This is a genomic window from Aeromonas sp. 62-46, from assembly GCF_001898585.1.
GTDB classification, from domain to species: Bacteria; Pseudomonadota; Gammaproteobacteria; order Enterobacterales; family Aeromonadaceae; genus Aeromonas; species Aeromonas caviae.
In genome coordinates, this window is the sequence record NZ_MKUI01000003.1 from 70,133 (window position 1) to 93,871 (window position 23,739).

Sequence of the window (23,739 nt, forward strand, 5' to 3'; positions counted from 1 at the left end):
CATAAAAAAATGCCGGGCATGTCTCTGCTGGTGGGTTGTGTAGTGATAGAGAGATGAGAATCGGGTTAACGATACGGCAACCTTTGATTGAGGATGGCTGTCGTCAGTCGAAGAGGAGGGATGGGGGCAGCAATCGCTGTTGGTGGCAAAGTCGGGGGGAGGTTGTCTCTTTGGCGGCCGCATAAAAAAAGCCCGCTTTGATCGCGGGCTTTTTGATGACTAGCAGAACCCAGCCTGGCCCGGATCTGGCACCGGGAACAAGGGGGCTGCGCTGGTCTGCTCGGCTTAGCGGGCGCGCACCACCAGTCCCTTGAGGTAGAAGCCTTCCGGATAGGCGGTGCCGATGGGGTGATCGGAGGCTTGGGACAGGAGCTCCAGGATCTGGGCATCACGGCCGGCATCGAGGGCCGCATCGGCCACTATCTTCTGGAACAGGCTCTGCTCCATCAGGCCGGAGCAGGAGTAGGTCAAGAGCACGCCACCCGGCGCCAGCAGTTGGAACGCCAGCATGTTGATGTCCTTGTAGCCGCGGCAGGCGCCCAGCAGCTGGGCCTTGCTCTCGGCAAACTTGGGCGGGTCCAGCACGATGACATCGAACTTCTCGCCCTTTTCGCGATATTCGCGCAAGAGCTTGAAGACGTCGTGACGCACGAACTGGGTGTTGCTGGTATCGAGACCGTTCAGTTCGGCGTTCTGGCGGGCGATGTCCAGCGCATTCTGGGATAGATCGACGTTGACTACCTCCTTGGCACCGCCCTGGAGGGCATAGACCCCGAAACCGCCGGTGTAGCAGAAGCAGTTGAGCACCCGCTTGCCTTCAGTGTATTTCGCTGCGGCAAGGCGGTTATCCCGCTGATCCAGATAGAAACCCGTCTTGTGACCGTTGCGAATATCTACCAGGATCTTGACGCCGCCATTCTCCTCGATGACCACGGGGTCGGTCGGGGTCTCGCCATGGATGACGCCGGTGCGCTCCTTCAGCCCTTCCTTCTTGCGCACGGCCACGTCGGAGCGCTCATAGATGCTGCACTCGGGGTAGAGGGTACGCAGGGCTTGCGTGATCAGCTCGCGCTGGAACTCGGCACCGGCGGAGAGGATCTGGCACACCAGGAAGTCGGCGTAGCGGTCGATGGTGAGGCCCGGCAGACCGTCGGATTCGGCGGCGCAGAGGCGATAGCCGGTGAGGCCCTGACGCTTGATGAGCCCGTCACGGGACTCCTGCGCATATTTGAGGCGACGGATGAAGAAGTCGAGATCGACGCTCTCATCCTTGTCGAAGGTCCAGACCCGGGCACGGATCTGGGAGCTGCCGGACCAGGCGCCACGGGCGAGCCATTTGCCGTCATGGGTGAAGATCTCGACGGTATCGCCGTCAACGGGGTTGCCCTGCACCCGCTCAATGCCCTTGGAGAAGATCCAGGGGTGGCGACGCAGCAGGGATTTTTCGCGGCCTTTGACGAGATAGATGGAAGCGCTCATGGGTAGTTGCCGATGGTAGAAAAGAAGGGGGCATATAGTAGGGGCTGTGAGGGTAGGCACGCAAGCCGCGTCTACCGGGATCCGTGCATCCACACGCGGTCAGGGTCGAACGGGCTGTTTAGCACGTCCCCAGCGCCTGGCCCAGACATGGCAGGCCATCTGGACGATGGCCTGCCGGAGTGGTCAGATCCGCAGGCCAGTGAGCGCCTGACCGAGTTCGCTGGCGGTTCCCTTGAGGCCGGTGGTGCCGGCGACCGCCGCGCTGGCGGATTCCTCCACCCGGCTTGCCTCGTGGCGCACCTTGTCGAGGTTGCGGGTGATCTCCTCGGCCACCGAACTCTGCTCTTCGCTGGAGGTGGCGATCTGGGTGCTCATCTCCAGGACCGCATGGCTGTGGTTGCTGAGCCGCTCGATATCCATGCCCACCTCGGTGATGAGCTGCTGGCTGTCGGCGGCGCGCCCCACCGTCTTCTCCATGATGTCGTTCAGCGCCTCGGTACCGGCCTGGAGCTCCTCGATCATCTGCTGGATTTCCACCGTGGCCTGCTGGGTGCGGCTGGCGAGGGTGCGCACCTCGTCGGCCACCACCGCAAAGCCGCGTCCCTGTTCACCAGCCCGGGCGGCCTCGATGGCAGCGTTGAGGGCCAGCAGGTTGGTTTGCTGGGAGATGGCGTTGATGACGTTGACCACTTCGTTGATGCGATTGGCGTTGTGAGTCAGCCGCTCGACCGCGCCCGAGGCATTGCCAATCTCGTCCGCCAGGGTGCGGATGGCGGTGATGGTGCGTGCCACCCGCTGTGCCCCGTGAGTCGCCTCGTCGCTGGACTGGCGGGTTTGCAGCAGGGTGTCGTTGGCGTTGCGGGCCACTTCCCGGATGGCGGCGGACATCTGCTCCATGGCGGCGGCCAGGGAGTCCATGTGCTGGCGCTGGGCGCGGGCAAGCTGCTCGCCGTCGCTGGCATGCTCGCGAAATTCGTCTGCGGCCAGGGTAAGGGCATCGGCGGACTCTTCCACCAGTTGCACTATCTTGTGCTGGCGGTCGGTGAAGGTGTCGATGCTGCCCGCCAGAATGGAGAACTCGTCCCGCACCGGGAAGAAGTTGAGCCGGAAGGTGAGATCGCCGTTCGCTACCGTCTGCAATGCCTTGTTGGTGGAGTAGAGCGCCCCCGAGACAAAGGTCATCAGATAGTGGGTGATGAGGGCCAGCAGGGCGGCCAGCACCGCGATGATGGTGAGCGTGGTGCCCTGACCATCCCAGAGGGCGTAGTGACTCGTATCCAGGGTGCCGGAGACGACGCCCGCCTGACCTGCGCTGGCGCCATAGCGATAGATGTCTCCCTGCTGGCTAAGGCCGGTGGCGGCGCCAGGCGTGAGTACGAGATCCGCGGGCAGGGTAAGGGTCGGCTGCTGGCTCACCAGCTGGGCCGTGGTCTCGACCCGCCCTTTTAGCTGATCCACTCTGAGCTGCATCGCCTGATCATGGCCGTCGGCCAGCAGATACCAGGTGAGGAAGGCGATGAACACCAGGGGGCACCAGAAGGTGATGAGAAATTTCTCGCTGATCGTGAGGTGAATGAGATAACGGTCAACCCACCGAAACTTTACTTCTTTCATAATGGTATTGCGTCCTGCAAGGGGAAGAGAGTGTCGCGCTCATTATCGCCCCGGGGAAAAATTACTTAAGGGAAAGGTGTGATAAATGGGAGAGCAATCGTTTGTCGTGCGGGTGTGGGGTCAGGTTCAGGGGGTGGGGTTTCGCTACTTCACCCGGGAGCGGGCGCTGCAACTGGGGCTGCGGGGGCATGCCTACAACCTGGAAGATGGTTCGGTGGAAATCCTGATTGCCGGTCCCGAACAGAAGGTACAGATGATGCTGGGCTGGCTTGAGCACGGGCCCCGAACCGCCACCGTCACCCGAATGGAGTGCACCCAGGCGTTGCCACCCACTGGAACCGGTTTTCATACCAACTAGCCGGGAGGGTTCATGGGGGAGAGCGGGATTGCGCAGGCCAACCGGCTCGTTGGGCAATATCGGGGGGCGACCCTGGCACTGCGCCAGCACAAGGGGATGGAAGAGGTGCATGCCTACCGGATAGCGGCCCGCCGCCTGCTGGCGCTGCTCGCCCTGTGGCGACCCCTCATTCATGAGCCCGAGCTGGAGCGGCGATTGACCCGTGCCGTCGGCACGCTCTCCGCCCTGCGCGATGCCCAGGTCTATGCGCAGCATCATGGTGGCTCGCTTCGGCAGAACCGCTTGCCACGGGTCCCCCTGTTGACCGGCCTGCTTGCCCGTTGGCTGGCCCGACTGGAAGAGGTGCCCGTCGGTGTCGATCTCTTGTCGCTGTTTCAGCTGCATCTGGCGCTGTCACTGTCGGATGCACTGGCGAAGACCACCTCCCTTCCTGTGGGCACCAGGGCGAAACTTCGGTGCTGGCACCGGCTGCGTCTGGTGCTGAAACAGGCGCGCTACGGGATGGAGCTGCTGACGGCACAGGGGGGAGGGGATCCGGCCTGGTTGTCCATGCTGGTGAGCTGGCAGGAGCGGCTTGGGCAATTGCAGGACAGGCGCCAATGGCTCAGACGCCTTGGGGGCGAAACGGGGCGGGGCCAGCAACGGCGAGCCCTGAAAACAGAGATCCGCTGCCAACTACTGCAACTGGATTGCCATCAGGCGGAGCTGGTCGCCCTTCGCATGGCATTGCTGCAGAGCGGGCAGTAAGCACCCCACAAGATAAAAAAAGAGAGGCCATTGGCCTCTCTTTTCATTGGGACTGTCCGGGAAGGGGCGTATTACTTCACGCGCATGCCCGGCTGGGCACCTTCCTGGGGCTCGAGGATCCAGAGATCCTTGCCGCCCGGACCTGCCGCCAGCACCATGCCTTCGGACATGCCAAAGCGCATCTTGCGCGGGGCCAGGTTGGCCACCATCACGGTCAGCTTGCCTTCCAGATCTTCCGGGTTGTAGGCAGACTTGATACCGGCAAACACCTGACGGGTTTCGCCGCCGATGTCCAGCTGCAACTTCAGCAGCTTCTCGGCTTCCGGCACCGCTTCGGCCTTTTTGATCAGCGCCACCCGCAGGTCAATCTTGGCAAAGTCGTCGTAGGTGATGGTCTCGCTGATGGGATCGTCCACCAGGGGGCCTGCCGGTTTCTTGCTCTGCTCCTTGGCGAGATCTTCCTTGGACGCTTCCACCATGGCATCCACCTTGGCGGACTCGATGCGGGAGAAGAGCGCCTTGAAGGGAGCGACGCCGTGGTCGACCAGAGGGGCGGCGATGCCGTCCCAGGTCAGGGTCTCGCCGAGGAAGGCTTCGGCGCGCTCGGCCAGTTGCGGCATGACGGGCTTCAAGTAGGCCATCAGCACGCGGAACAGGTTGATGCCGACGGAGCAGACGGCTTGCAGCTCGGCATTCGCCCCTTCCTGCTTGGCGATGACCCAGGGAGCCTTGTCGTCCACATAGCGGTTGGCCTTGTCGGCCAGGGCCATGATCTCGCGGATGGCGCGACTGAATTCGCGCGCTTCATAGGCTTCGGCGATGCTGGCGCTGGCGTTGGCAAACTCGGCGTAGAGTGCGGGCTCGGCGCAGGTGGCGGCCAGCTTGCCGTCAAAACGCTTGGCGATAAAGCCGGCGTTGCGAGAGGCCAGGTTGACCAGCTTGTTGACCACATCGGCGTTGACGCGGGAGACGAAGTCTTCGAGGTTCAAGTCCAGATCGTCGATGCGGCTGTTGAGCTTGGCGGCGTAGTAGTAACGCAGGCACTCCGGATCCAGGTGCTTGAGATAGGTGGACGCCTTGATGAAGGTGCCCTTGGACTTGGACATCTTGGCGCCGTTGACGGTCACATAGCCGTGCACGTTGACCTTGGTCGGCTTGCGGAAGTTCGCGCCTTCCAGCATGGCCGGCCAGAACAGGCAGTGGAAGTAGGCGATGTCCTTGCCGATGAAGTGATAGAGCTCGGCGTCGGAGTCCGCTTTCCAGTAGCTGTCGAAGTCGATGTCGCCGCGCTTGTTGCACAGGTTCTTGAACGACGCCATGTAGCCGATGGGGGCGTCCAGCCAGACATAGAAGTACTTGCCGGGGGCACCGGGAATTTCGAAGCCGAAGTAGGGGGCGTCACGGGTGATGTCCCACTGCTGCAGGCCGCTTTCGAACCACTCTTGCATCTTGTTGGCCATCTCTTCCTGGATGGCGCCGGAGCCGCGTACCCAGTCGGCGAGCCAGGCTTCGAACTGGGGCAGGTCGAAGAAGTAGTGCTCGGAGTCCTTCATCACCGGGGTCGCACCGGAGACGGCGGATTTCGGATCAATCAGCTCGGTCGGGCTGTAGGTGGCGCCGCACGCGTCGCAGTTGTCACCGTACTGATCGGGGGACTTGCACTTGGGGCAGGTGCCCTTGACGAAGCGATCCGGCAGGAACATGGATTTTTCCGGATCGAACAGTTGGGAGATAGTGCGGATCTTGATTTTGCCTGACTCTTTGAGGCGGCCATAGATCACGCCCGCCAGCTCGCGGTTCTCGTCACTGTGGGTGGAGTGGTAGTTGTCGAAGCTGATGTTGAAACCGGCAAAATCCCCCTGGTGCTCCTGGGAGACGGCGGCAATCATCTCTTCCGGCGAGATCCCCATCAGCTGAGCCTTGAGCATGATGGGCGTACCGTGGGCATCGTCGGCACAGACGAAATGCACCTGATGGCCACGCATTCGCTGATAACGAACCCAGATATCGGCCTGGATGTGTTCCAGCATGTGGCCGAGATGGATGGAGCCGTTGGCATAGGGGAGGGCGCAGGTTACCAGCATTCTACGAGGATCAGTTGCCATAATACGTTCTTTATGTGCCTGTTGGGATGATACAGTGCCGTGCATGTTACCCGAATTGGGGGCGGCCTGCCTAGGGTTGTGGCCCCCGGTGCCCTGACTGGCGGCATCACGATGACGTCGGCAAGCCACTGATTTATGTGCGGTAACCGTTCACCTCAGCATAACGACAACATAATGGGGAGTTAATGGTGATTGATTCAGTAAAACAGATCCTGGCCGAATTTAAGCCGGCAGGATGGGGCAAGGATCTGGTCGCGGCCGGTTTTGTGCGTACCGTCGAGCGGCACGAACAGACCCTGGCCATCACGCTGGTGCTGCCCTTTGCCGGCCAGTCCCTGTTTGAACAGATCAAAGAGGAGTTCGATGCGCGGCTGCGCAGCGCAACCGGTGCGACCCGCATCGACTGGACGGGGGAGATAGACGTGGCCAGCATGCCTCGCGCGCAGCAACTGGCGGCGGTGCAGGGGATCCGCAATATCCTGGTGGTTGCCTCCGGCAAGGGAGGGGTGGGCAAGTCCACTACCGCGGTCAACCTGGCGTTGGCGCTGCAAAAAGAGGGGGCGCGGGTCGCCCTGCTGGATGCGGACATCTATGGCCCCTCCATCCCGACCATGACGGGGACCCTCAAGGAGCGCCCTGTCAGCTTTGATGGCAAGTTGATGGAGCCGGTGATGGCCTGCGGCATCAAGAGCAACAGCATCGGTTATCTGGTGGCCGAGCAGGATGCCACCATCTGGCGCGGTCCCATGGCGAGCAAGGCACTCGGGCAGATCCTTCACGAGACCCGCTGGGGCGAGGTGGACTACCTGGTGGTGGACATGCCCCCGGGCACCGGCGATATCCAGCTGACGCTGGCCCAGCAGGTGCCCACCACGGCGGCGGTGATCGTCACGACTCCCCAGGATGTGGCGCTGGCAGATGCCCGCAAGGGGATTGCCATGTTCAACAAGGTCAATGTGCCTGTGCTTGGCATCGTCGAGAACATGAGTTACCACGTCTGCAGCGCCTGCGGGCATCACGAGCCGTTGTTCGGTACCGGCGGTGGCCAGAAGATGGCGGAGCAGTATCACGTGGCGCTGCTTGGTCAGTTGCCGCTGCATATTGACATTCGCCAGCACATGGATGACGGCTGCCCCACCGTGTTCGGTGCGCCGGATGGCGAGCTGTCACAGACTTACCTGAAACTGGCTCGCCGGGTAGGGGCCGAGCTCTATTTCAGCGCAAAACCGATTGCGACCCCGCTCTACACTGTGGCGCTGGACGAATAATCGGCGTTCGGCCAAGGGGGACGGATTTGGGGTGGGCATGGCCACCCCTTTTTCATATAATGGATCGGTTTAAACAATCCCCAGTGCTCTTCTCTTTAGGTATTTTCAATGTCTGATACTCAACATTCCTGCGTGATCATCGGTATTGCTGGTGCATCCGCGTCCGGCAAGAGTCTTATCGCCCAAACCATCTATGAAGAGCTGGTGGCCGAGCTGGGAGCGGGTCAGATTGGTGTGATCACCGAGGATTGCTACTACCGTGATCAGACCCACCTGACCATGGAAGAGCGGGTCAAGACCAACTATGACCACCCCAATGCCCTGGATCACGATCTGCTGGTGCAGCATCTGACCCAGCTGACGCAAGGGGAGGCGGTCAACATCCCCCAGTACTCCTATACCGAGCACACGCGCATGACCGAGGTCACCACCTTTGCACCGCGCCGTGTCATCATCCTCGAAGGGATACTGCTGTTGACCGACAGCCGCCTGCGCGAATTGATGGATGCCTCCATCTTCATGGATACCCCGCTCGACATCTGTTTGCTGCGCCGTCTGGTGCGCGATGTGCAGGAGCGCGGTCGTACCATGGACTCCGTGCTCAAGCAGTATCAGAAGACTGTGCGTCCCATGTTCATGCAGTTCATCGACCCGTCCAAGCAGTATGCCGACGTGATCGTGCCCCGTGGCGGCAAGAACCGCATCGCCATCGACATGCTCAAGGCGCGTATCCGCCATATGTTGATTGGTTGAGAGAAAACAAGCCGGGTGATGCCCGGCTTTTTTTAATGAATCTTTTGTCAGGAGAGTCGCAGAATGCGTCTTTGTGATACCGATATCGAACGGCACCTGGATGAAGGCAAGATCGTCATCGAGCCGCGGCCCGGTGTTGAGCGGATCAGCGGCGTCAGCGTCGATGTGCTGCTGGGCAACGAGTTTCGGGTGTTTCGCGATCATACCGCGCCTTACATCGACCTTGGCGGTACCAGTGCCGAGATGGCCGATGCCATCGAGCGGGTGATGAGCGAGGAGATCCACGTGCCGGACGGTGAAGCCTTCTATCTGCACCCGGGTCAGCTGGCGCTGGCGGTGACCTATGAATCGGTTACCTTGCCCGCCGATATCGTCGGCTGGCTGGATGGTCGCTCCTCCCTGGCGCGCCTGGGCCTCATGGTGCACGTCACCGCCCACCGCATCGATCCGGGCTGGTCCGGTCGCATCGTGCTGGAGTTTTACAACGGCGGCAAGTTGCCTCTGGCCCTGCGTCCCAAGATGAAGATCGGTGCCCTGAACTTCGAGATGCTGTCAGGTACCGCGGCTCGCCCGTACAACAAACGGGAAAATGCCAAATACAAGAGCCAGCAAGGGGCTGTGGCCAGCCGGATCAACCAGGATTGATCCCCGCATTGTGCGGCTTGTCTATCGAGGTGGGTGCCAAGGCACCCTCTTTTTTTATCTGACAAAAGGAAACGGGCGTGCCGAGCGGGTTGAAAGGCTGCCTTTTTCGGGACATCGAGCCATGCTCAGGCTTTGATTGGCGCCTATCCACAGCAATGGAATGGACTTAAATTAATCCTCGACAAGCCCCGTTCCTACAGGCCCTAAGACATTTTCTGACGGAATGCCCTTTTTTTTTTTTGCTGAAATATTTCAACAACGGGTATGGCGCATCGAGCCTTCTGGCATAATCCGCCGCAACTCATAAACAGGTTCGTTTTTATGTTTGAAATGTTTAGTGGTTTGGGTTTGTGGTGGTCAATCGGTTTGGTATTGGCCGTTTTTTTTGTGCTGGCCTATGAATTCATCAACGGCTTTCACGATACCGCCAACGCGGTAGCAACGGTTATCTATACCAAGGCGATGCCGGCTCATATGGCGGTGGTGGCTTCCGGTCTGTTCAATTTCGCCGGTGTCATGCTGGGTGGGTTGGGGGTGGCCTATGCCATCGTTCACCTGCTGCCCATCGATCTGCTGCTTGGCATGGACTCTACCCAGGGTCTGATCATGGTGTTCTCCCTGCTGTTCTCGGCCATCGTCTGGAACCTGGGAACCTGGTACTTCGGCATTCCGGCATCCAGCTCCCACACCCTGATCGGTTCCATCCTGGGGGTAGGCGGCGCCTATGCCCTGATCAGCCATCAACCCCTGAAAGAGGGTATCAACGTCGGCAAAGCCATCGACATCATGCTCTCTCTCATCATCTCTCCCACCGTGGGCTTCATCATTGCCGCCCTGCTGCTGTTCGCCATGAAGCGCGTATGGCTTGGCAGCAAGATCCACAAGACCCCGGAAGAGCGCCTGCTGGTGGACGGCAAGAAGCATCCACCGTTCTGGGCCCGTGTCACTCTGATTTGTTCCGCAATGGGGGTGAGCTTCGTGCACGGCTCCAACGATGGCCAGAAAGGCATCGGTCTGGTGATGCTGGTGCTGATCTGCATGGCGCCTGCCTATTTTGCGCTGGACATGAACAGCCGCTCCTATGATCTGGACAGAACCCAGGATGCCAACCAGCGCATCATGGAGATCTACCAGCGTAACCAGGATCAGGTCTCCCATCTGGTGAACTTCAGTGTCCCTGCCAAAGCCCAGGAGGAGCTGATGAGCCACTGTGCGGCAGGGGAGGCCCTGCAGGCCATGGCGACCCTCGACAAGCGTCTGGGCCAGGTGCGCACCTACGAGGAGATGAATCTGGTGGATCGCCGCGAAGTGCGTCGCCTGCTGCTGTGCATCGACGACACTGCCCGCAAGGTCTCCAAGTTGCCACTGCCGGCCAAGGAGCTGACCGATCTCGCCAAATGGCGCAAGGATCTGACCGCAACGGCCGAATATGCGCCGACCTGGGTCATCGTGTCCATCGCCCTGGCGCTCGGTTGCGGTACCATGGTGGGCTGGCGTCGTATCGTCTACACGGTAGGGGAGAAGATCGGTTCCTCCGGCATGACCTACAGCCAGGGCATTGCAGCCCAGATCACGGCCGCCGCGTCCATCGGGATTGCGAGTCTGACCGGGATGCCGGTGTCCACCACCCACATTCTCTCCTCTGCGGTGGCGGGGACCATGGTGGCCAACAAGTCCGGCCTGCAGAGCCAGACCATCAAGACCATTCTGCTGGCCTGGGTGCTGACATTGCCGCTCACCATGCTGCTCTCCGGAGGCCTGTTCCTGCTGAACAACCATCTCTTTGGCGGGTAAGCGCGACAGTCATTGGAAATGAAACAAGGGCCTTCGGGCCCTTTTTTGTTGCCTGGTGAATGTCACGTCATACGGCAATAGTTCGATGAGTAATAGCTGTATGCCATCAGACAAGAAGTTGAGCAACAGTATCTATTACATCGTTTCTTACTCTGCATGCCTCAACCACTCTGTTGTACACAGTGAGGACCGCATACCCGGGAGCTACCTTGTGACGAACTGACGCTTGCACGTGAAGCTGAAGGGGTGTGCAACGTGCCTATGTTCCTCACCAGAAATGATGAGAGTGAAGAGCGCCACAGGTTGCCCTATGTCTGGCATTCCTGTTCAACCTGGGCTGTCTCAGCTACCACGAACACACCGACAGAGCAGTCAAAGGGGCTGTCAGACTGTTTGCCAAAGGCATCATATGCCGTCAATGCATTGACCTATCCACAAGCAGAGCATGTCGTGGTGCGTTGACAGAGATGAATTCTCTGTCTGGTGTGTTATTCACGTCTTGTTTGGACTGTGTGTGGTCGCTGAACATCGGGAAAGCGGCGGATATCGAAGAACGGGCAGGGGGGAGAGCAAGGCGATGTCAGCCCAAAAAAGAGATAAAAAAAGAGCCACACAATGTGTGGCTCTTTATTCAGACTAACGAGTCTGCTCAGGGGCGACCGGCCGGGCTGGTTGCCACGTTGCTGGCAGCGGTGCTGCCACCGTGGCGACCGGAGGTCACGACTTCGCTGCGTACCAGGGGAGCGTACTCCACGGGTTCACGGGGTGTCGGGGCAGGAGCCGCAGCCGGCGTTGCCATGGGGGCATAAGCCTTGCGGGCACGGGCCAATACACCGGCACCCTTGCTGACCTTCACTTCGGGGCTGGTTGCTGGCTCGGTTTGCACCACGGCAGCCGGCATCTCGACGACCTCCGCCTCGGCGGTGCCCGTCTCCTCAGCGATCACGACAGGTGCCGCTTCAGCAACCGGTGCAACCTCTTCTGGGATGGCCTCCACTTGCTGGGTCTGCTCGACAGCGTCGATCACGGCTACAGGTTCGTCATGAGAGGCGGTGTCGACGATAGGTTCGACCATCTCGGGTTTGACAACTGCCACTTCGGCGACGGGTTCAGCGTCTGCTTGCGCAGCCTGCTCCACTTCGTCAGTGGAGGGCGCGTCCACAGCCTGGGCTGCCAGTGCTTGCTCTGCCGCTTCCTCAGCAACGGCTTCAGCCACCACGTGTTCGGTCAGTGCGGCGGAGGCCTGCAGGGCTGCTGCAACCGCTTCTGCGCTCGGAATGGTGATGACAGGCACAGCCGGTTCTTCCACCTTCACCTGAGCCGCATCGGCCTGGGCCGCAGTAGTCAGCTGCACTTCGCCTTGTGCTTCGTCTTCACGCTGGCCACGAGCCTCTTCGTTGATGCGCTTGCGACGTTGCCCTTCGATGCGCTGATTGCGGGGGGGACGGCGGGAACGACGCTGACCTTCGCCTTGCTCTTCTTGTTGCTCAGCAGAGGCGGCTTGCACGTCGGCGACATCGGTGATTTGCTCGTCAATCGGCAGGGCAGGGGTGTCGGTCGCGGCGACATCGACACGGATCTGCTTGCGCAGTTGGCGACGTTCGCGGCGCTCGGCCACTTTCTGCTCTTTTTCCTGACGCGGTTCAGCGCTGGCGACAGCAGTATCAACGGTATCAACCGCCTCGACGCTCACCTCTGCACGGGGTTCGCGGGGCGCGCGAGGTTCACGAGCCGGACGCGGGGCACGAGGTTCGCGCTCCTGGCGGGGTTCGCGAGGCTCACGCTCCATGCGCTGTTCGGTGCGCACTTCGCCACGGGGTTCCCGTTCCTGGCGCGGTTCCCGCTCTTGACGAGGCTCACGCTCTTTGCGCGGGCGACGATTGCGATCACTGCTCTCGCGGCTGGCTGCGCCTTCACGCTTCTCGCCGGCCTCGGCATTGCGACTGCCGCGGTTGTCATCGCGACGGCCACGTTGACCACGGCTGCGGGATTCATCGCGCTGGTGACGGTGCCCGTCATCCTTGCGAGCTTCGCGCTGGGCGGCCGGTTTGTCGGCAGGCGCCTTCACCTCGGCCGGAGCCGCATCGGAGGAGGCACCGAACAGGCCGGAGAAGGCCTTGGCCAGCTTGCCAAAGAAGCCGACTTGTTCTGCAACCGGAGCGGGAGTCGCAAGAGGAGCCGGGGCGGTGGGCGCAACAGGCTGGGGAGCCGGGGCAAACCCTTGCAGCAGCGGCTGTTCGCGCTCGACTACCTGAGCCTGGCGCGGCTGATAGACCGGCTTGGCAATCTCGGTTTTGAGCTCGTAGCTGGCCGCTTCCGGGATCTCGTTCTGACGGATGCGGGTCACTTCGTAGTGCGGCGTTTCCAGATGCTGGTTCGGAATGATGTAGACACGCACATCATTGCGCTGTTCCAGATTGGCGATGGAGGTACGCTTCTCGTTGAGCAGATAGGCGGCCACATCGACCGGCACCTGGGCATGAACCTGCTCGGTGTTGTCCTTCATGGCCTCTTCTTCGATGAGACGCAGGATGGACAGGGCGAGGGATTCATTGTCACGGATGACCCCCTGACCCTGGCAACGGGGGCAGATATGGCTGCTGGACTCGTTGAGGGAGGGACGCAGACGCTGGCGAGACATCTCCAGCAGACCGAAACGGGAGATACGGCCCAGCTGGATGCGGGCACGATCCTGATGCACCGCTTCACGCAGACGGTTTTCCACTTCGCGCTGATGGCGAACCGGGGTCATGTCGATGAAGTCGATGACAATCAGGCCACCCAGGTCACGCAGGCGCAATTGACGGGCAATCTCGTCGGCCGCTTCCAGGTTGGTCTGCAGGGCGGTCTCTTCGATATCGCCGCCCTTGGTGGCGCGGGAGGAGTTGATATCGATGGAGGTCAGTGCTTCGGTCGGGTCGATGACGATGCTGCCGCCGGAGGGCAGGCGCACTTCGCGCTGGAAGGCCGATTCGATCTGGCTCTCGATCTGGAAGTGGTTGAACAGGGCGACATCACCCTTGTACAGCTTCACGCGATTGAGGAAATCGGGGCGGACCAGCTCGATATGTGACTTGGCGCGCTCGAAGATGACCGGATTATCGATCAGGATCTCGCCCACATCGCGACGCAGATAGTCACGGATGGCGCGCACGATGACGTTGCTCTCCTGGTGAATGAGCACCGGAGCGGAACGTTGTTGTGACGCCTTGTGGATGGAGTCCCAGTGATTGAGCAGAACGTTCAGATCCCACTCCAGCTCTTCCGGGGACTTGCCCACACCGGCGGTGCGCACGATGAGGCCCATGCCGTCCGGTACGGTCAGTCCGCTCAGGGCTTCCTTCAGCTCGGTCCGCTCGTCACCCTCGATGCGACGGGAGATGCCGCCGGCACGGGGGTTGTTCGGCATCAGCACCAGGTAGCTGCCAGCCAGACTGATGAAGGTGGTGAGGGCGGCACCCTTGGTACCACGCTCTTCCTTGTCGATCTGGACAATCACTTCCTGGCCTTCGCGGACCACTTCTTTGATGTTGGGACGACCCTGATAGGAGTAACCGGAGGGGAAGTAATTGCGGGCGATTTCCTTTAACGGTAGGAAACCGTGGCGTTCGGCGCCATAGTCAACAAAAGCAGCTTCGAGACTGGGTTCTACTCGGGTGATTTTGCCCTTGTAAATGTTCGCTTTTTTCTGCTCGTGTCCCGGACTTTCAATATCCAAATCGTAGAGCTGTTGTCCGTCAACCAGCGCTACGCGCAACTCCTCTTCCTGAGTCGCGTTGATTAGCATTCTTTTCATTGAGTTCTCATTATTTTGTCATTTTGATTCCTCCACTGGGTCCTGCCGGCGCCGGCCTCGGGTCTTCAGCATGCTGGGGCAACCTCCCGGTTGGGGTATGCATGAGGCGCAAACTAAGGGCACTCTGGTTCAGCCTTCTCGAGAGGGCGTGAATTAAGGATACCGATGTGGAGACAATTTACGTCGGCTCTGTTTGTGTTCTCCATGCGTTGTACCTCGCACCCGGGAACCGTCATGTTCTTGTATACACGGTGTTTCGGGATTGGGTGGCATACATTTTGGCCACTTAGTACAAGGCTTGAACACAATGACAAAACCTTGTTTATTATCCCATTTAAACCACTTTTATAGCAAGACGCCATTTTTTAACAAAGCATGGAGCCAAGGGCTGTCGGCGGTGTTAAAATCCGCGCCATGACACAGATACATCAACAAGTGCAGCTGCTCACCATCGAAGCTGAGCATGACGGGCAGCGCATCGACAATTTTCTCAAGACTCAGTTAAAGGGCGTCCCCAAGAGCCTGATTTATCGCATCCTTCGAAAAGGGGAGGTACGGGTCAACAAGAAGCGCATCAAACCGGAATACAAGCTTTGTGCCGGTGACGAGGTGCGGGTGCCCCCCGTGCGTGTGGCCGAGAAGAATGAGTTGCCTTCTGCCAACCTCGGCAGCATCCAGCGTCTGGAGAGCCAGATCCTGTTTGAAGACGACGCCATGATAGTGCTAAACAAGCCGTCCGGCATGGCAGTGCACGGCGGCAGCGGCCTCAGTTTTGGCGTCATCGAAGGGCTGCGTGCCCTGCGCCCCGAAGCCCGTTTCCTCGAACTGGTGCACCGGCTGGATCGCGACACCTCCGGCGTGCTGCTGGTTGCCAAGAAGCGCAGTGCCCTGCGCAGCCTGCACGAGCAGCTGCGGGTCAAGACCATGCGCAAGCAGTATCTGGCGCTGGTGCGCGGCCAGTGGCAACCCCACGTCAAGGTGGTCAATGCGCCACTTCGCAAAAATGATCTGCAATCCGGCGAGCGGGTGGTGCGGGTCAGCAGCGATGGCAAACCCTCCGAGACCCGGTTCCGGATTGCCCGTCAATTTGCCGAAGCCACCCTGGTCGAGTGCAGCCCCATCACTGGCCGTACCCACCAGATCCGTGTCCACACCCAGCACGCCGGCCATCCCATCGCCTGCGATGACAAATATGGTGAGGCCGGGTTTGATGAAAAAATGCGGGGGCAGGGGCTAAAGCGTCTGTTCCTGCACGCCTGGAAGCTCACCTTTACTCATCCGGTGGACGACCGGGAGATGCAGGTGGAAGCGCCATTGTCACCGGAGCTTGAGGCGTTCCTCGCCAAGCTGCCACGCTGACAGCCATGAAAAACGGGAGCCAAGGCTCCCGTTTTTCATGGCAGAGTTCTTGTTATGGCAGAGCCAGGCCGTGGCGACCCAGGAGATCAACCAAGCCTATCAGGGGAAGACCGACAAGGGCGTTGGGATCGCGCCCCTCCAGCGCCTTGAACAAGACGATGCCCATTCCCTCGCACTTGAAGCTGCCGGCACAATCCAGAGGACGTTCGGCCTCCACATAGCGACGGATGGCGGCTTCGTCGAGCGAGCGAAAATGCACGGTGAAAGGCTCGACGAGCTGCTCGGCATGGCCATTCGCAGCATTGATCACACAGAGCCCGGTGTAAAAGATGACGCGCTTGCCTTGTGCCCGCAGCAACTGCTCGACCGCCTTCTCCACCGTGCCGGGTTTGCCGAGGATCTGCCCGTCACAGACGCACACCTGATCTGAACCGATGATCAATCCTTGATCACGGTCAGCGGCAACGGCATTCGCCTTGGCAAACGCCAATCTGCTGACCAGAGCTTCTGCGGTCTCCCCGTGTCGCGCCGTCTCATCGACTTGAGGCGCAGCACAGTGAAATGGCTGACCGAGTTTTTCCAGCAAGGTCTTGCGGTAGGACGAGGTGGACGCGAGGATCAAGGAAGGCTGCATGTTTTGATGATATCCATTTATAAATCAATTGGTTGATTCTATCTGTGCAGATGGGGCCACGCAAACAGGAGATGTCTACAGCGGGACTCGCCTAATTAGCGGGAAGCATGCATGCTGATGGAACCACAGCACAAACACAAGAGATCGGAATTGAGCGTGATGACACGATATGCGGCCTTGGTCATGGCACTGATCTCCTTCGCCAGCTGGGCAGGGACATGGCAACTTCGCCAGGGGGATGAGGGGGTGATGCTTTGGACCCAGCCACATCCTCCGACCTCTTTTCAGGCCTTACGTCTGGAGATGCGGGTGAATGCCGATCCTGGCGCGCTGATCACGGTGCTGCGGAACACGGCGCGCCATAAAGAGTGGTTGCCCCAGAGCCGTGAAGTCAGGGTGCTGGCCAGATCGGGTCCCGACGATGATCTGGTCTATACCCGCCTGGCATCTCCCTGGCCGGTGCAAGACAGGGAGCTCATCACCCGCTCTCATCTGAGTCGACGCATTGATTGCAGCCTGACTCTCGAGGTGTGGGCAGAGCCGAATGCCCTGCCATTGCATGCAGGGCTGTTCCGGATCCAGGAAAGCGCCGGACGGTGGGAGGCGCTACCCCAACGGGATGGCAGCACACTCGTTCGGCTCGAAACCTATACCAATCCGGGCAACAACTTGCCGGGCTGGCTGGTCAATCCCATTGCCATCAAGGCTGCCGTGGGCAGTTTCAAAGCCATACGCCGACTGATGGAAGCCGAGCCCAGTGTGGCTGCGACACCAGGCCTGCTGGGGAGCGACCCGCGCTGTTCTGCCACCTGATGAGACACCAAGGAGCACATCCGGTGGACAGACAGGGGAGGGGAACAGGATCCTGTGCCAGATCCTGCACGATATGGCATAATCGGCCACCGATGAGCACAAGTTCCTCTTGCAGGGGCCTGTGAAGGTAAAATCATCGGCGGTAAGGACTTTTTCCTTTGACTATCCCTTGTTGGACCTATAATATTCGCGCCCTATGCAAAAGGTGAAGTTGCCCGTTAAGGTTGATCCAGTCCGTAATGCCTTGAAGCTACTCGATTATGTCGGGATAGTGGAAAAGTCGCAGATGCCCAGGCTGGAGGAATCAACCGAAGGCTTGCGAAGTGATGTGGATGTCACACTGCACTTTGGCAAAGATGTCCAGAAGTTGACCGTTATGAAAGGCACTGCCCATGCCAAGGTCGACCTGGTTTGCCAGCGTTGTGGTGAGACGTTTGAACACCTTTGTGAAGCTAGTTTTATTTACACTCCGCTGTTCGAAAGAACAAACGAGGAAGAACTGCCGGAAGCTTATGAGCCCATTGAGTTGGACGAAAACGGCGAGATAGATCTTCATCAAATCCTGGAGGATGAACTCATCCTCTCGTTGCCTCAGGTAGCCATGCATCCGGTGGATGTGTGTCCCAGAGGAAACATGGAGATGACCTGGGGTGAAATCGAACCTGCTGATGAGCGGCCGAATCCCTTTGCAGTTCTTGAAGCGCTCAAACGTAAGTGAATTTTAGGAGTTAGCCTACCATGGCCGTACAACAGAACCGTAAAACCCGCGCCAAGCGTGGCATGCGTCGTTCCCACGATGCGCTGACCACCGCTGCCCTGACTGTTGATCAGACCAGTGGCGAAATTCATCGTCGTCACCACGTGACTGCCGATGGTTTCTACCGCGGTAAAAAGGTAATCGCTTAAGGATTGCCTTTGTCTACGCAAACTGTCGCGCTAGACATAATGGGGGGAGATATCGGCCCCTCGGAAACAGTGCCTGCCGCCGTGCAGGCACTGTCTCTTCTACCCCAGCTAAAACTTGTTCTGGTCGGTGATCAACACCAGACTGCCCCTCTTCTGCAGCAATATGGCCTGCTCAATCACCCTCGCGTTCGTCTCGTGCATGCCTCCCAGGTCGTGGGCATGGGCGAAAAACCTATCGTGGCGCTGCGTACCCTGAAAGACTCCTCCATGCGCGTGACCCTGGATCTGGTCAAGAGCGGCGCTGCCGATGCCTGTGTCAGTGCAGGCAACACCGGTGCCTTGATGGCCATGGCCAAGTGCGTGCTCAAATCCTTGCCCGGTGTTGACCGGCCAGCCCTTATCAAGGCGCTGCCCACATTGGGTGGAAAACGGACCGTGATGCTGGATCTGGGTGCGAACGTGAGCTGTGATGCCGACACCTTGCTGCAATTTGCCGTGATGGGCGCCGTGGTTGCAGAGAAGGTCGAGGGGATACCTTCACCCAGAGTGGCACTGCTCAACGTGGGGGAGGAGGAGATCAAGGGCAACGACCTGGTGCGCCACAGCGCCGAGTTGCTGCGCCAATGCTCCGCCCTGAATTTTTTCGGTTTTATCGAGGGTGACAGGATCTTCAGCGGCGAGTGCGACGTGATCGTCTGCGACGGTTTCGTGGGCAACGTGGCGCTCAAGACCGCGGAGGGGGTGGTGCGGATGATGGCCGAACTGGCCGGATATCCGCGCAAAAAACGCAGTTTTCTTGGTCGACTCGCCGGATTTATGTTCAAACGGCGTTTCTCTTACCTGAACCCCGACCAGTATAATGGCGCGAGTCTGTTAGGATTGCGCGGCATTGTGGTAAAAAGCCATGGGCGGGCCGAGCGCCGCGCTCTGTGTCATGCGATTCTGCTGGCTGCACAAGAAGCCAGACATCAACTTCCATTGCAAATTGCAGATCGCCTTGAATCTGTCTTTTCCGACAGGGATTTATAAAACTCTATGCATAGCAAAATTCTGGGTACTGGCAGTTATCTGCCGAGTTCGGTTCGTACCAACGCCGATCTTGAACAGATGGTTGAAACCAGTGACGAATGGATCGTGGAACGCACCGGGATCCGTGAACGCCGTATCGCCGGAGCCGACGAAACCGTCGCGACCCTTTCTCATCAGGCGGCCTTGCGTGCGCTTGATGCGGCAGGTCTGACTGCCGCCGATCTGGACATGATAGTGCTGGCCACCACCAGCGCAGAGAATGCCTTCCCAGCTGCTGCCTGTGAACTGCAGGGGCTGCTTGACGTACCGGGGATCCCGGCGTTTGACGTAGCCGCCGCCTGTGCCGGCTTTACATATGCTCTCGCAATCGCCGATCAGTTCGTCAAATCCGGCGCTGCTCGCCACGTGCTGGTTGTCGGTGCGGACGTGCTGTCACGCATGTGCGATCCCGAGGATCGCGGCACCATCATCCTGTTCGGGGATGGGGCAGGGGCCGTGGTCATCGGTGCCAGCGACACTCCTGGCATCCTCTCCACCCATCTGCATGCCGATGGCCGTTATGGCGAGCTGCTCAAACTGCCGCAGCCCCGTCGCGGCATGCCGGGTGCCGAGCTCGAAGCCTACATGTACATGAAGGGCAACGATGTCTTCAAGGTGGCGGTGACACGCCTTAGCGAGATCGTGACCGAAACCCTGGCTGCGGCCAACGTCGAGCCGAGCGAGCTGGACTGGCTGGTGCCCCATCAAGCCAACTTCCGCATCATCAATGCCACCGCGAAGAAACTCGGCATGGGGCTCGACAAGGTGATCCTGACCCTGGATCGTCATGGCAATACCTCCGCGGCCTCCGTGCCCATCGCCTTTGATGAAGGGGTGCGTGATGGTCGCATCAAACCCGGCCAGCTGGTCCTGCTGGAAGCCTTCGGCGGCGGTTTTGCCTGGGGCTCTGCGCTGGTTCGCCTCTGATACCGAGCGGTGCCCGGTCCTCGGGCGCCCGCTTACCGAATTCGTCTTACCTTAAAGGAATCAATGATGACCCGATTTGCCATTGCCTTCCCGGGACAAGGCTCCCAGAGCGTCGGCATGCTGGCCGAGCTGGCCGAGCAACACGCTGTGATTAAAGAGACCTTCGCCGAGGCGAGCCAGGTGCTGGGTTATGACCTGTTTGCCCTGGTGATGGCAGGCCCGGCTGAGGATCTCAACAAGACCTGGCGTACCCAGCCTGCACTGTTGACCGCCTCCGTCGCGCTGTGGCGCCTGTGGCAGCAACAGGGGGGGGCAACCCCCGCCGTGATGGCCGGCCACAGCCTGGGGGAATACTCCGCCCTGGTGTGCAGCGGCGCGCTGGCGTTTGCCGATGCCGTCAAACTGGTCGAGCTGCGTGGTCTTGCCATGCAGGAAGCCGTACCGGAAGGCACTGGCGCCATGGCTGCCATCATCGGTCTGGACAACGAAAGCATCGCTGCCAACTGTGAGAAAGCGGCCCAGGGGCAGGTGGTCTCTCCGGTCAACTTCAACTCTCCGGGCCAGGTGGTCATCGCCGGCCACAAAGAGGCGGTCGAGCGTGCCAACGTGCTGATGAAAGAGTCAGGTGCCAAGCGTGCTCTGCCGCTGCCGGTCTCCGTGCCCTCCCACTGCGCCCTGATGAAACCGGCCGCAGAAAAGCTGGCCGCCGCCCTGGATGGGATCGAGATCAAGGTTCCTGCCATCGCCGTCATCAATAATGTCGACGTCTCTTGTGAGCAGGATCCTGCCGCCATCAAGCAAGCCCTGGTGCGTCAGCTGTTCAGCCCGGTTCGCTGGACTGAAACGGTAGAGCGCATGGCAAACGATGGTGTTACCCTCGAAATCGAGATGGGCCCGGGCAAGGTGTTGACCGGCCTGGCCAAGCGTATCGATGCGCGAGTGGAAGGTATTCACGCCAACGACGCCGCCTCGTTCGAGCAGGCGCTGGCCCAGATCAAGTAAACAGGAGCAAGTCATGAGTTTTATCGATAAGGTTGTGTTGGTCACTGGCGCCAGCCGTGGCATTGGTCGTGCGATTGCGGAGACGTTTGCTGCTCGTGGCGCCAAAGTCGTGGGTACCGCGACCAGCGAGAGCGGTGCCGAAGCGATCAGTGCTTACCTGGGTGAGCAAGGCTGCGGCATGGCACTGAACGTGACCAGTCAGGAATCCATCGAAACCGTCTTCGCCGCCATCAAGGCGCGTTTTGGCGACATCGACATCCTGATCAACAACGCCGGCATCACCCGCGACAACCTGCTGATGCGGATGAAGGATGACGAGTGGAACGAGATCATCGACACCAATCTCACCTCCCTGTACCGTCTGAGCAAGCCGGTATTGCGTGCCATGATGAAGAAGCGCAACGGTCGCATCATCAGCATCGGTTCCGTGGTCGGCACCATGGGCAACGCCGGTCAGGTCAACTATGCTGCTGCCAAGGCTGGTCTGGTTGGCTTTACCAAGTCGCTGGCCCGTGAAGTGGCATCCCGTGGCATCACGGTGAATGCGGTTGCTCCCGGTTTCATCGAGACCGACATGACCAAGGCGCTCAATGAAGAGCAGCGCGCCGGCATCATGAATCAGGTGCCTGCCGCCCGTTTGGGCGATCCGAAAGAAATTGCTGCCGCTGTGGTATTCTTGGCATCGGATGATGCCGCCTATATTACCGGCGAAACCCTGCATGTTAATGGCGGGATGTACATGGTGTAATCAATTTGTCGTGAGTTCTGTTCAAATTTGCGATAATACGCCGAAGTTTGGCGAATTTCGTGGTTTGACCAGCGGCAAGTCACTTGCAAACTCACGTCAATTGAATACACTACCCCAACCAGACGCAATAGCGTATTTTTAAAGGAAAATTCAGGTCATGAGCAACATCGAAGAACGCGTAAAGAAAATCATCATCGAACAACTGGGTGTTAAAGAAGAAGACGTGAAGAACGCTGCCTCCTTCGTCGACGACCTGGGCGCTGACTCTTTGGATACCGTTGAACTGGTAATGGCGCTGGAAGAAGAATTCGATACCGAAATTCCTGATGAAGAAGCCGAGAAGATCACCACTGTTCAAGCGGCTATCGACTACATCACCGCTAATCAGGAATAAGTTCCTGTTCTGAAAGAAGCGGCCCAAGGGCCGCTTCTTTTATGTTTACCCCTTTCAAAACACCTCTCGGAGACTACCTCAGTGTCAAAACGCAGAGTCGTGGTGACCGGCTTGGGGATGCTTTCCCCGGTAGGCAACACTGCCGAATCCAGCTGGCAAGCCCTGCTCAACGGGCAGAGCGGCATTTCCCTCATCGACCACTTTGATGCAAGCGAGTTCGCAACCCGTTTCGCAGGCCTGGTCAAGGATTTCGACCCCGAAGAGTTCGGCATCAACCGCAAAGAAGCCCGCAAGATGGATCTCTTCATCCAGTATGGCGTGGCGGCGGGTGTTCAGGCCCTGGAAGATTCCGGCCTGATCATCAACGAAGAGAACGCGGAGCGGGTAGGCGTTGCCATCGGCTCCGGTATCGGCGGTCTGGGTCTGATTGAGCAGAACCACAGCAGCCTCATCAATGGCGGCCCCCGCAAGCTGAGCCCTTTCTTCGTTCCGTCCACCATCATCAATATGGTGTCCGGTCATCTTTCCATCATGAAAGGCATGCAGGGCCCGAACATCGCCGTGACTACCGCCTGCACCACGGGTACCCATGCCATCGGCATGGCTGGCCGGATGATCGCCTATGGCGATGCGGACGTGATGGTTGCCGGTGGTGCCGAGAAAGCCTCCACCCCCATGGGCATGGGCGGCTTTGCCGCTGCCAAGGCGCTCTCCACCCGTAATGACGAACCGCAGAAGGCGAGCCGCCCCTGGGACAAGGATCGCGACGGTTTCGTGCTGGGCGACGGTGCCGGCGTGCTGGTGCTGGAAGAGTATGAACATGCCAAGGCCCGCGGCGCCAAGATCTATGCCGAGCTGGTCGGCTTTGGCATGAGCGGGGATGCCTATCACATGACGGCCCCTCCCTCGGACGGCGATGGTGGCGCACGCGCCATGAAGAACGCCATCAAGGATGCTGGCATTGCACCCGAGCAGATCGGTTACATCAATGCCCACGGTACCTCCACCCCCCTTGGGGATGTGGCAGAGCTGCGCGGTATGAAGAAGGTGTTTGGTGACCATGCCAGCGCCCTGATGGTCAGCTCCACCAAGTCCATGACAGGCCACCTGTTGGGTGCGGCTGGCGCCATCGAGGCGATCATCACCGTGCTTTCTCTGCGTGACCAGATGGTGCCTCCCACCATCAACCTGGACAACCCGGATGATGAGTGCGACCTGGATCTGGTCCCGCATGTTGCCAAGGTCGGCAGCTTCGAATATGCCCTCTCCAATTCCTTCGGTTTTGGCGGCACCAATGGCTCCCTGATCTTCAAACGCGTATAATTCGCT

Annotated in this window: 21 protein-coding genes; 16 read left to right on the forward strand and 5 right to left on the reverse strand. The window is 59.6% G+C overall.

Features of this window, described 5'->3' with window-relative positions; genetic code table 11:
* Positions 1-285 precede the first annotated feature (285 nt).
* Positions 286-1,479: a class I SAM-dependent methyltransferase gene (locus BGO64_RS00465; RefSeq protein ID WP_039039155.1), complete on the reverse strand. Its 1,194-nt coding sequence runs from the start codon at positions 1,477-1,479 to the stop codon at positions 286-288.
* A gap of 183 nt (positions 1,480-1,662) precedes the next feature.
* Positions 1,663-3,093, reverse strand: a complete 1,431-nt coding sequence (locus BGO64_RS00470; protein ID WP_286699966.1) for a methyl-accepting chemotaxis protein — start codon at positions 3,091-3,093, stop codon at positions 1,663-1,665.
* An 85-nt stretch (positions 3,094-3,178) separates the two neighbouring features.
* Between BGO64_RS00470 and BGO64_RS00475 the strand changes: the two genes are divergently transcribed.
* Together BGO64_RS00475 and BGO64_RS00480 are read left to right on the forward strand one after the other, a co-directional pair.
* Entirely contained in the window at positions 3,179-3,451 is a 273-nt protein-coding gene (locus BGO64_RS00475; RefSeq protein ID WP_010674727.1) for an acylphosphatase, read from the forward strand.
* Between the two features lie 12 nt (positions 3,452-3,463).
* Positions 3,464-4,198, forward strand: a complete 735-nt coding sequence (locus BGO64_RS00480) for a CHAD domain-containing protein (RefSeq protein WP_286699967.1) — start codon at positions 3,464-3,466, stop codon at positions 4,196-4,198.
* Positions 4,199-4,269: 71 nt separating this feature from the next.
* On the opposite strand, the gene metG is transcribed toward BGO64_RS00480, so the two are convergent.
* Positions 4,270-6,303: a methionine--tRNA ligase gene (gene metG / locus BGO64_RS00485; RefSeq protein WP_286699968.1), complete on the reverse strand. Its 2,034-nt coding sequence runs from the start codon at positions 6,301-6,303 to the stop codon at positions 4,270-4,272.
* A 185-nt stretch (positions 6,304-6,488) separates the two neighbouring features.
* Between metG and apbC the strand changes: the two genes are divergently transcribed.
* The 4 genes from apbC (at position 6,489) to BGO64_RS00505 (ending at position 10,763) form a co-directional block, all read left to right on the forward strand.
* A complete protein-coding gene (gene apbC / locus BGO64_RS00490; RefSeq protein WP_010674730.1) occupies positions 6,489-7,571 on the forward strand; it encodes an iron-sulfur cluster carrier protein ApbC in 1,083 nt (360 codons plus the stop codon).
* Positions 7,572-7,679: 108 nt separating this feature from the next.
* Positions 7,680-8,324, forward strand: coding sequence for a uridine kinase (gene udk / locus BGO64_RS00495; protein WP_010674731.1), 645 nt, complete (start codon positions 7,680-7,682; stop codon positions 8,322-8,324).
* Between the two features lie 63 nt (positions 8,325-8,387).
* A complete protein-coding gene (dcd, locus tag BGO64_RS00500) occupies positions 8,388-8,969 on the forward strand; it encodes a dCTP deaminase (RefSeq protein ID WP_010674732.1) in 582 nt (193 codons plus the stop codon).
* Between the two features lie 321 nt (positions 8,970-9,290).
* Positions 9,291-10,763 (forward strand): inorganic phosphate transporter, encoded by a 1,473-nt coding sequence (locus tag BGO64_RS00505; RefSeq protein ID WP_029314527.1) that lies wholly within the window; start codon positions 9,291-9,293, stop codon positions 10,761-10,763.
* A gap of 649 nt (positions 10,764-11,412) precedes the next feature.
* On the opposite strand, the gene rne is transcribed toward BGO64_RS00505, so the two are convergent.
* Complete coding sequence (gene rne / locus BGO64_RS00510; RefSeq protein ID WP_286699969.1) at positions 11,413-14,559, reverse strand: ribonuclease E; 3,147 nt, start codon at positions 14,557-14,559, stop codon at positions 11,413-11,415.
* 414 nt (positions 14,560-14,973) lie between these two features.
* Here rne and rluC point away from each other — a divergent pair, with 414 nt between their 5' ends.
* Positions 14,974-15,918 carry a 23S rRNA pseudouridine(955/2504/2580) synthase RluC gene (gene rluC / locus BGO64_RS00515; RefSeq protein ID WP_201893979.1) on the forward strand — a complete coding sequence of 315 codons (945 nt, stop codon included), beginning with the start codon at positions 14,974-14,976 and terminating at the stop codon, positions 15,916-15,918.
* Between the two features lie 52 nt (positions 15,919-15,970).
* Here the strand turns inward: rluC and BGO64_RS00520 are convergent, their stop codons facing one another.
* Positions 15,971-16,552 (reverse strand): Maf family protein, encoded by a 582-nt coding sequence (locus tag BGO64_RS00520; protein WP_041215169.1) that lies wholly within the window; start codon positions 16,550-16,552, stop codon positions 15,971-15,973.
* 183 nt (positions 16,553-16,735) lie between these two features.
* On the opposite strand from BGO64_RS00520, the gene BGO64_RS00525 reads away from it, so the two are divergent.
* From BGO64_RS00525 to fabF, 9 genes are all read left to right on the forward strand, one after another.
* Positions 16,736-17,365 (forward strand): START domain-containing protein, encoded by a 630-nt coding sequence (locus tag BGO64_RS00525; protein WP_406569094.1) that lies wholly within the window; start codon positions 16,736-16,738, stop codon positions 17,363-17,365.
* 196 nt (positions 17,366-17,561) lie between these two features.
* Positions 17,562-18,083: a 23S rRNA accumulation protein YceD gene (yceD, locus tag BGO64_RS00530; protein ID WP_029314532.1), complete on the forward strand. Its 522-nt coding sequence runs from the start codon at positions 17,562-17,564 to the stop codon at positions 18,081-18,083.
* A gap of 20 nt (positions 18,084-18,103) precedes the next feature.
* Positions 18,104-18,271 carry a 50S ribosomal protein L32 gene (gene rpmF / locus BGO64_RS00535; RefSeq protein WP_005300935.1) on the forward strand — a complete coding sequence of 56 codons (168 nt, stop codon included), beginning with the start codon at positions 18,104-18,106 and terminating at the stop codon, positions 18,269-18,271.
* A gap of 9 nt (positions 18,272-18,280) precedes the next feature.
* A complete protein-coding gene (gene plsX, locus BGO64_RS00540) occupies positions 18,281-19,300 on the forward strand; it encodes a phosphate acyltransferase PlsX (protein ID WP_202043673.1) in 1,020 nt (339 codons plus the stop codon).
* A gap of 6 nt (positions 19,301-19,306) precedes the next feature.
* A complete protein-coding gene (locus BGO64_RS00545) occupies positions 19,307-20,266 on the forward strand; it encodes a beta-ketoacyl-ACP synthase III (protein ID WP_010674740.1) in 960 nt (319 codons plus the stop codon).
* A gap of 66 nt (positions 20,267-20,332) precedes the next feature.
* Positions 20,333-21,268, forward strand: coding sequence for an ACP S-malonyltransferase (fabD, locus tag BGO64_RS00550; protein WP_042017641.1), 936 nt, complete (start codon positions 20,333-20,335; stop codon positions 21,266-21,268).
* Positions 21,269-21,281: 13 nt separating this feature from the next.
* Positions 21,282-22,016, forward strand: a complete 735-nt coding sequence (gene fabG / locus BGO64_RS00555; RefSeq protein WP_286699970.1) for a 3-oxoacyl-ACP reductase FabG — start codon at positions 21,282-21,284, stop codon at positions 22,014-22,016.
* A 157-nt stretch (positions 22,017-22,173) separates the two neighbouring features.
* Positions 22,174-22,410: an acyl carrier protein gene (acpP, locus tag BGO64_RS00560; protein ID WP_005300909.1), complete on the forward strand. Its 237-nt coding sequence runs from the start codon at positions 22,174-22,176 to the stop codon at positions 22,408-22,410.
* An 81-nt stretch (positions 22,411-22,491) separates the two neighbouring features.
* The gene (fabF, locus tag BGO64_RS00565) at positions 22,492-23,733 is read left to right on the forward strand and encodes a beta-ketoacyl-ACP synthase II (protein WP_239053586.1); all 1,242 of its coding nucleotides are present in this window, start codon (positions 22,492-22,494) and stop codon (positions 23,731-23,733) included.
* The last annotated feature ends 6 nt before the right edge of the window (positions 23,734-23,739 follow it).

Coding starts and splice junctions, on each gene's coding strand:
- fabG (WP_286699970.1), top strand. CDS start 21,282: ATGAGTTTTATCGATAAGGTTGTGTTGGTCACTGGCGCCAGCCGTGGC.
- dcd (WP_010674732.1), top strand. CDS start 8,388: ATGCGTCTTTGTGATACCGATATCGAACGGCACCTGGATGAAGGCAAG.
- BGO64_RS00505 (WP_029314527.1), top strand. CDS start 9,291: ATGTTTGAAATGTTTAGTGGTTTGGGTTTGTGGTGGTCAATCGGTTTG.
- BGO64_RS00475 (WP_010674727.1), top strand. CDS start 3,179: ATGGGAGAGCAATCGTTTGTCGTGCGGGTGTGGGGTCAGGTTCAGGGG.
- rne (WP_286699969.1), bottom strand. CDS start 14,559: ATGAAAAGAATGCTAATCAACGCGACTCAGGAAGAGGAGTTGCGCGTA.
- rpmF (WP_005300935.1), top strand. CDS start 18,104: ATGGCCGTACAACAGAACCGTAAAACCCGCGCCAAGCGTGGCATGCGT.
- metG (WP_286699968.1), bottom strand. CDS start 6,303: ATGGCAACTGATCCTCGTAGAATGCTGGTAACCTGCGCCCTCCCCTAT.
- apbC (WP_010674730.1), top strand. CDS start 6,489: ATGGTGATTGATTCAGTAAAACAGATCCTGGCCGAATTTAAGCCGGCA.
- rluC (WP_201893979.1), top strand. CDS start 14,974: ATGACACAGATACATCAACAAGTGCAGCTGCTCACCATCGAAGCTGAG.
- BGO64_RS00545 (WP_010674740.1), top strand. CDS start 19,307: ATGCATAGCAAAATTCTGGGTACTGGCAGTTATCTGCCGAGTTCGGTT.
- udk (WP_010674731.1), top strand. CDS start 7,680: ATGTCTGATACTCAACATTCCTGCGTGATCATCGGTATTGCTGGTGCA.
- BGO64_RS00465 (WP_039039155.1), bottom strand. CDS start 1,479: ATGAGCGCTTCCATCTATCTCGTCAAAGGCCGCGAAAAATCCCTGCTG.
- BGO64_RS00470 (WP_286699966.1), bottom strand. CDS start 3,093: ATGAAAGAAGTAAAGTTTCGGTGGGTTGACCGTTATCTCATTCACCTC.
- BGO64_RS00525 (WP_406569094.1), top strand. CDS start 16,736: ATGGCACTGATCTCCTTCGCCAGCTGGGCAGGGACATGGCAACTTCGC.
- acpP (WP_005300909.1), top strand. CDS start 22,174: ATGAGCAACATCGAAGAACGCGTAAAGAAAATCATCATCGAACAACTG.
- yceD (WP_029314532.1), top strand. CDS start 17,562: ATGCAAAAGGTGAAGTTGCCCGTTAAGGTTGATCCAGTCCGTAATGCC.
- BGO64_RS00480 (WP_286699967.1), top strand. CDS start 3,464: ATGGGGGAGAGCGGGATTGCGCAGGCCAACCGGCTCGTTGGGCAATAT.
- fabD (WP_042017641.1), top strand. CDS start 20,333: ATGACCCGATTTGCCATTGCCTTCCCGGGACAAGGCTCCCAGAGCGTC.
- BGO64_RS00520 (WP_041215169.1), bottom strand. CDS start 16,552: ATGCAGCCTTCCTTGATCCTCGCGTCCACCTCGTCCTACCGCAAGACC.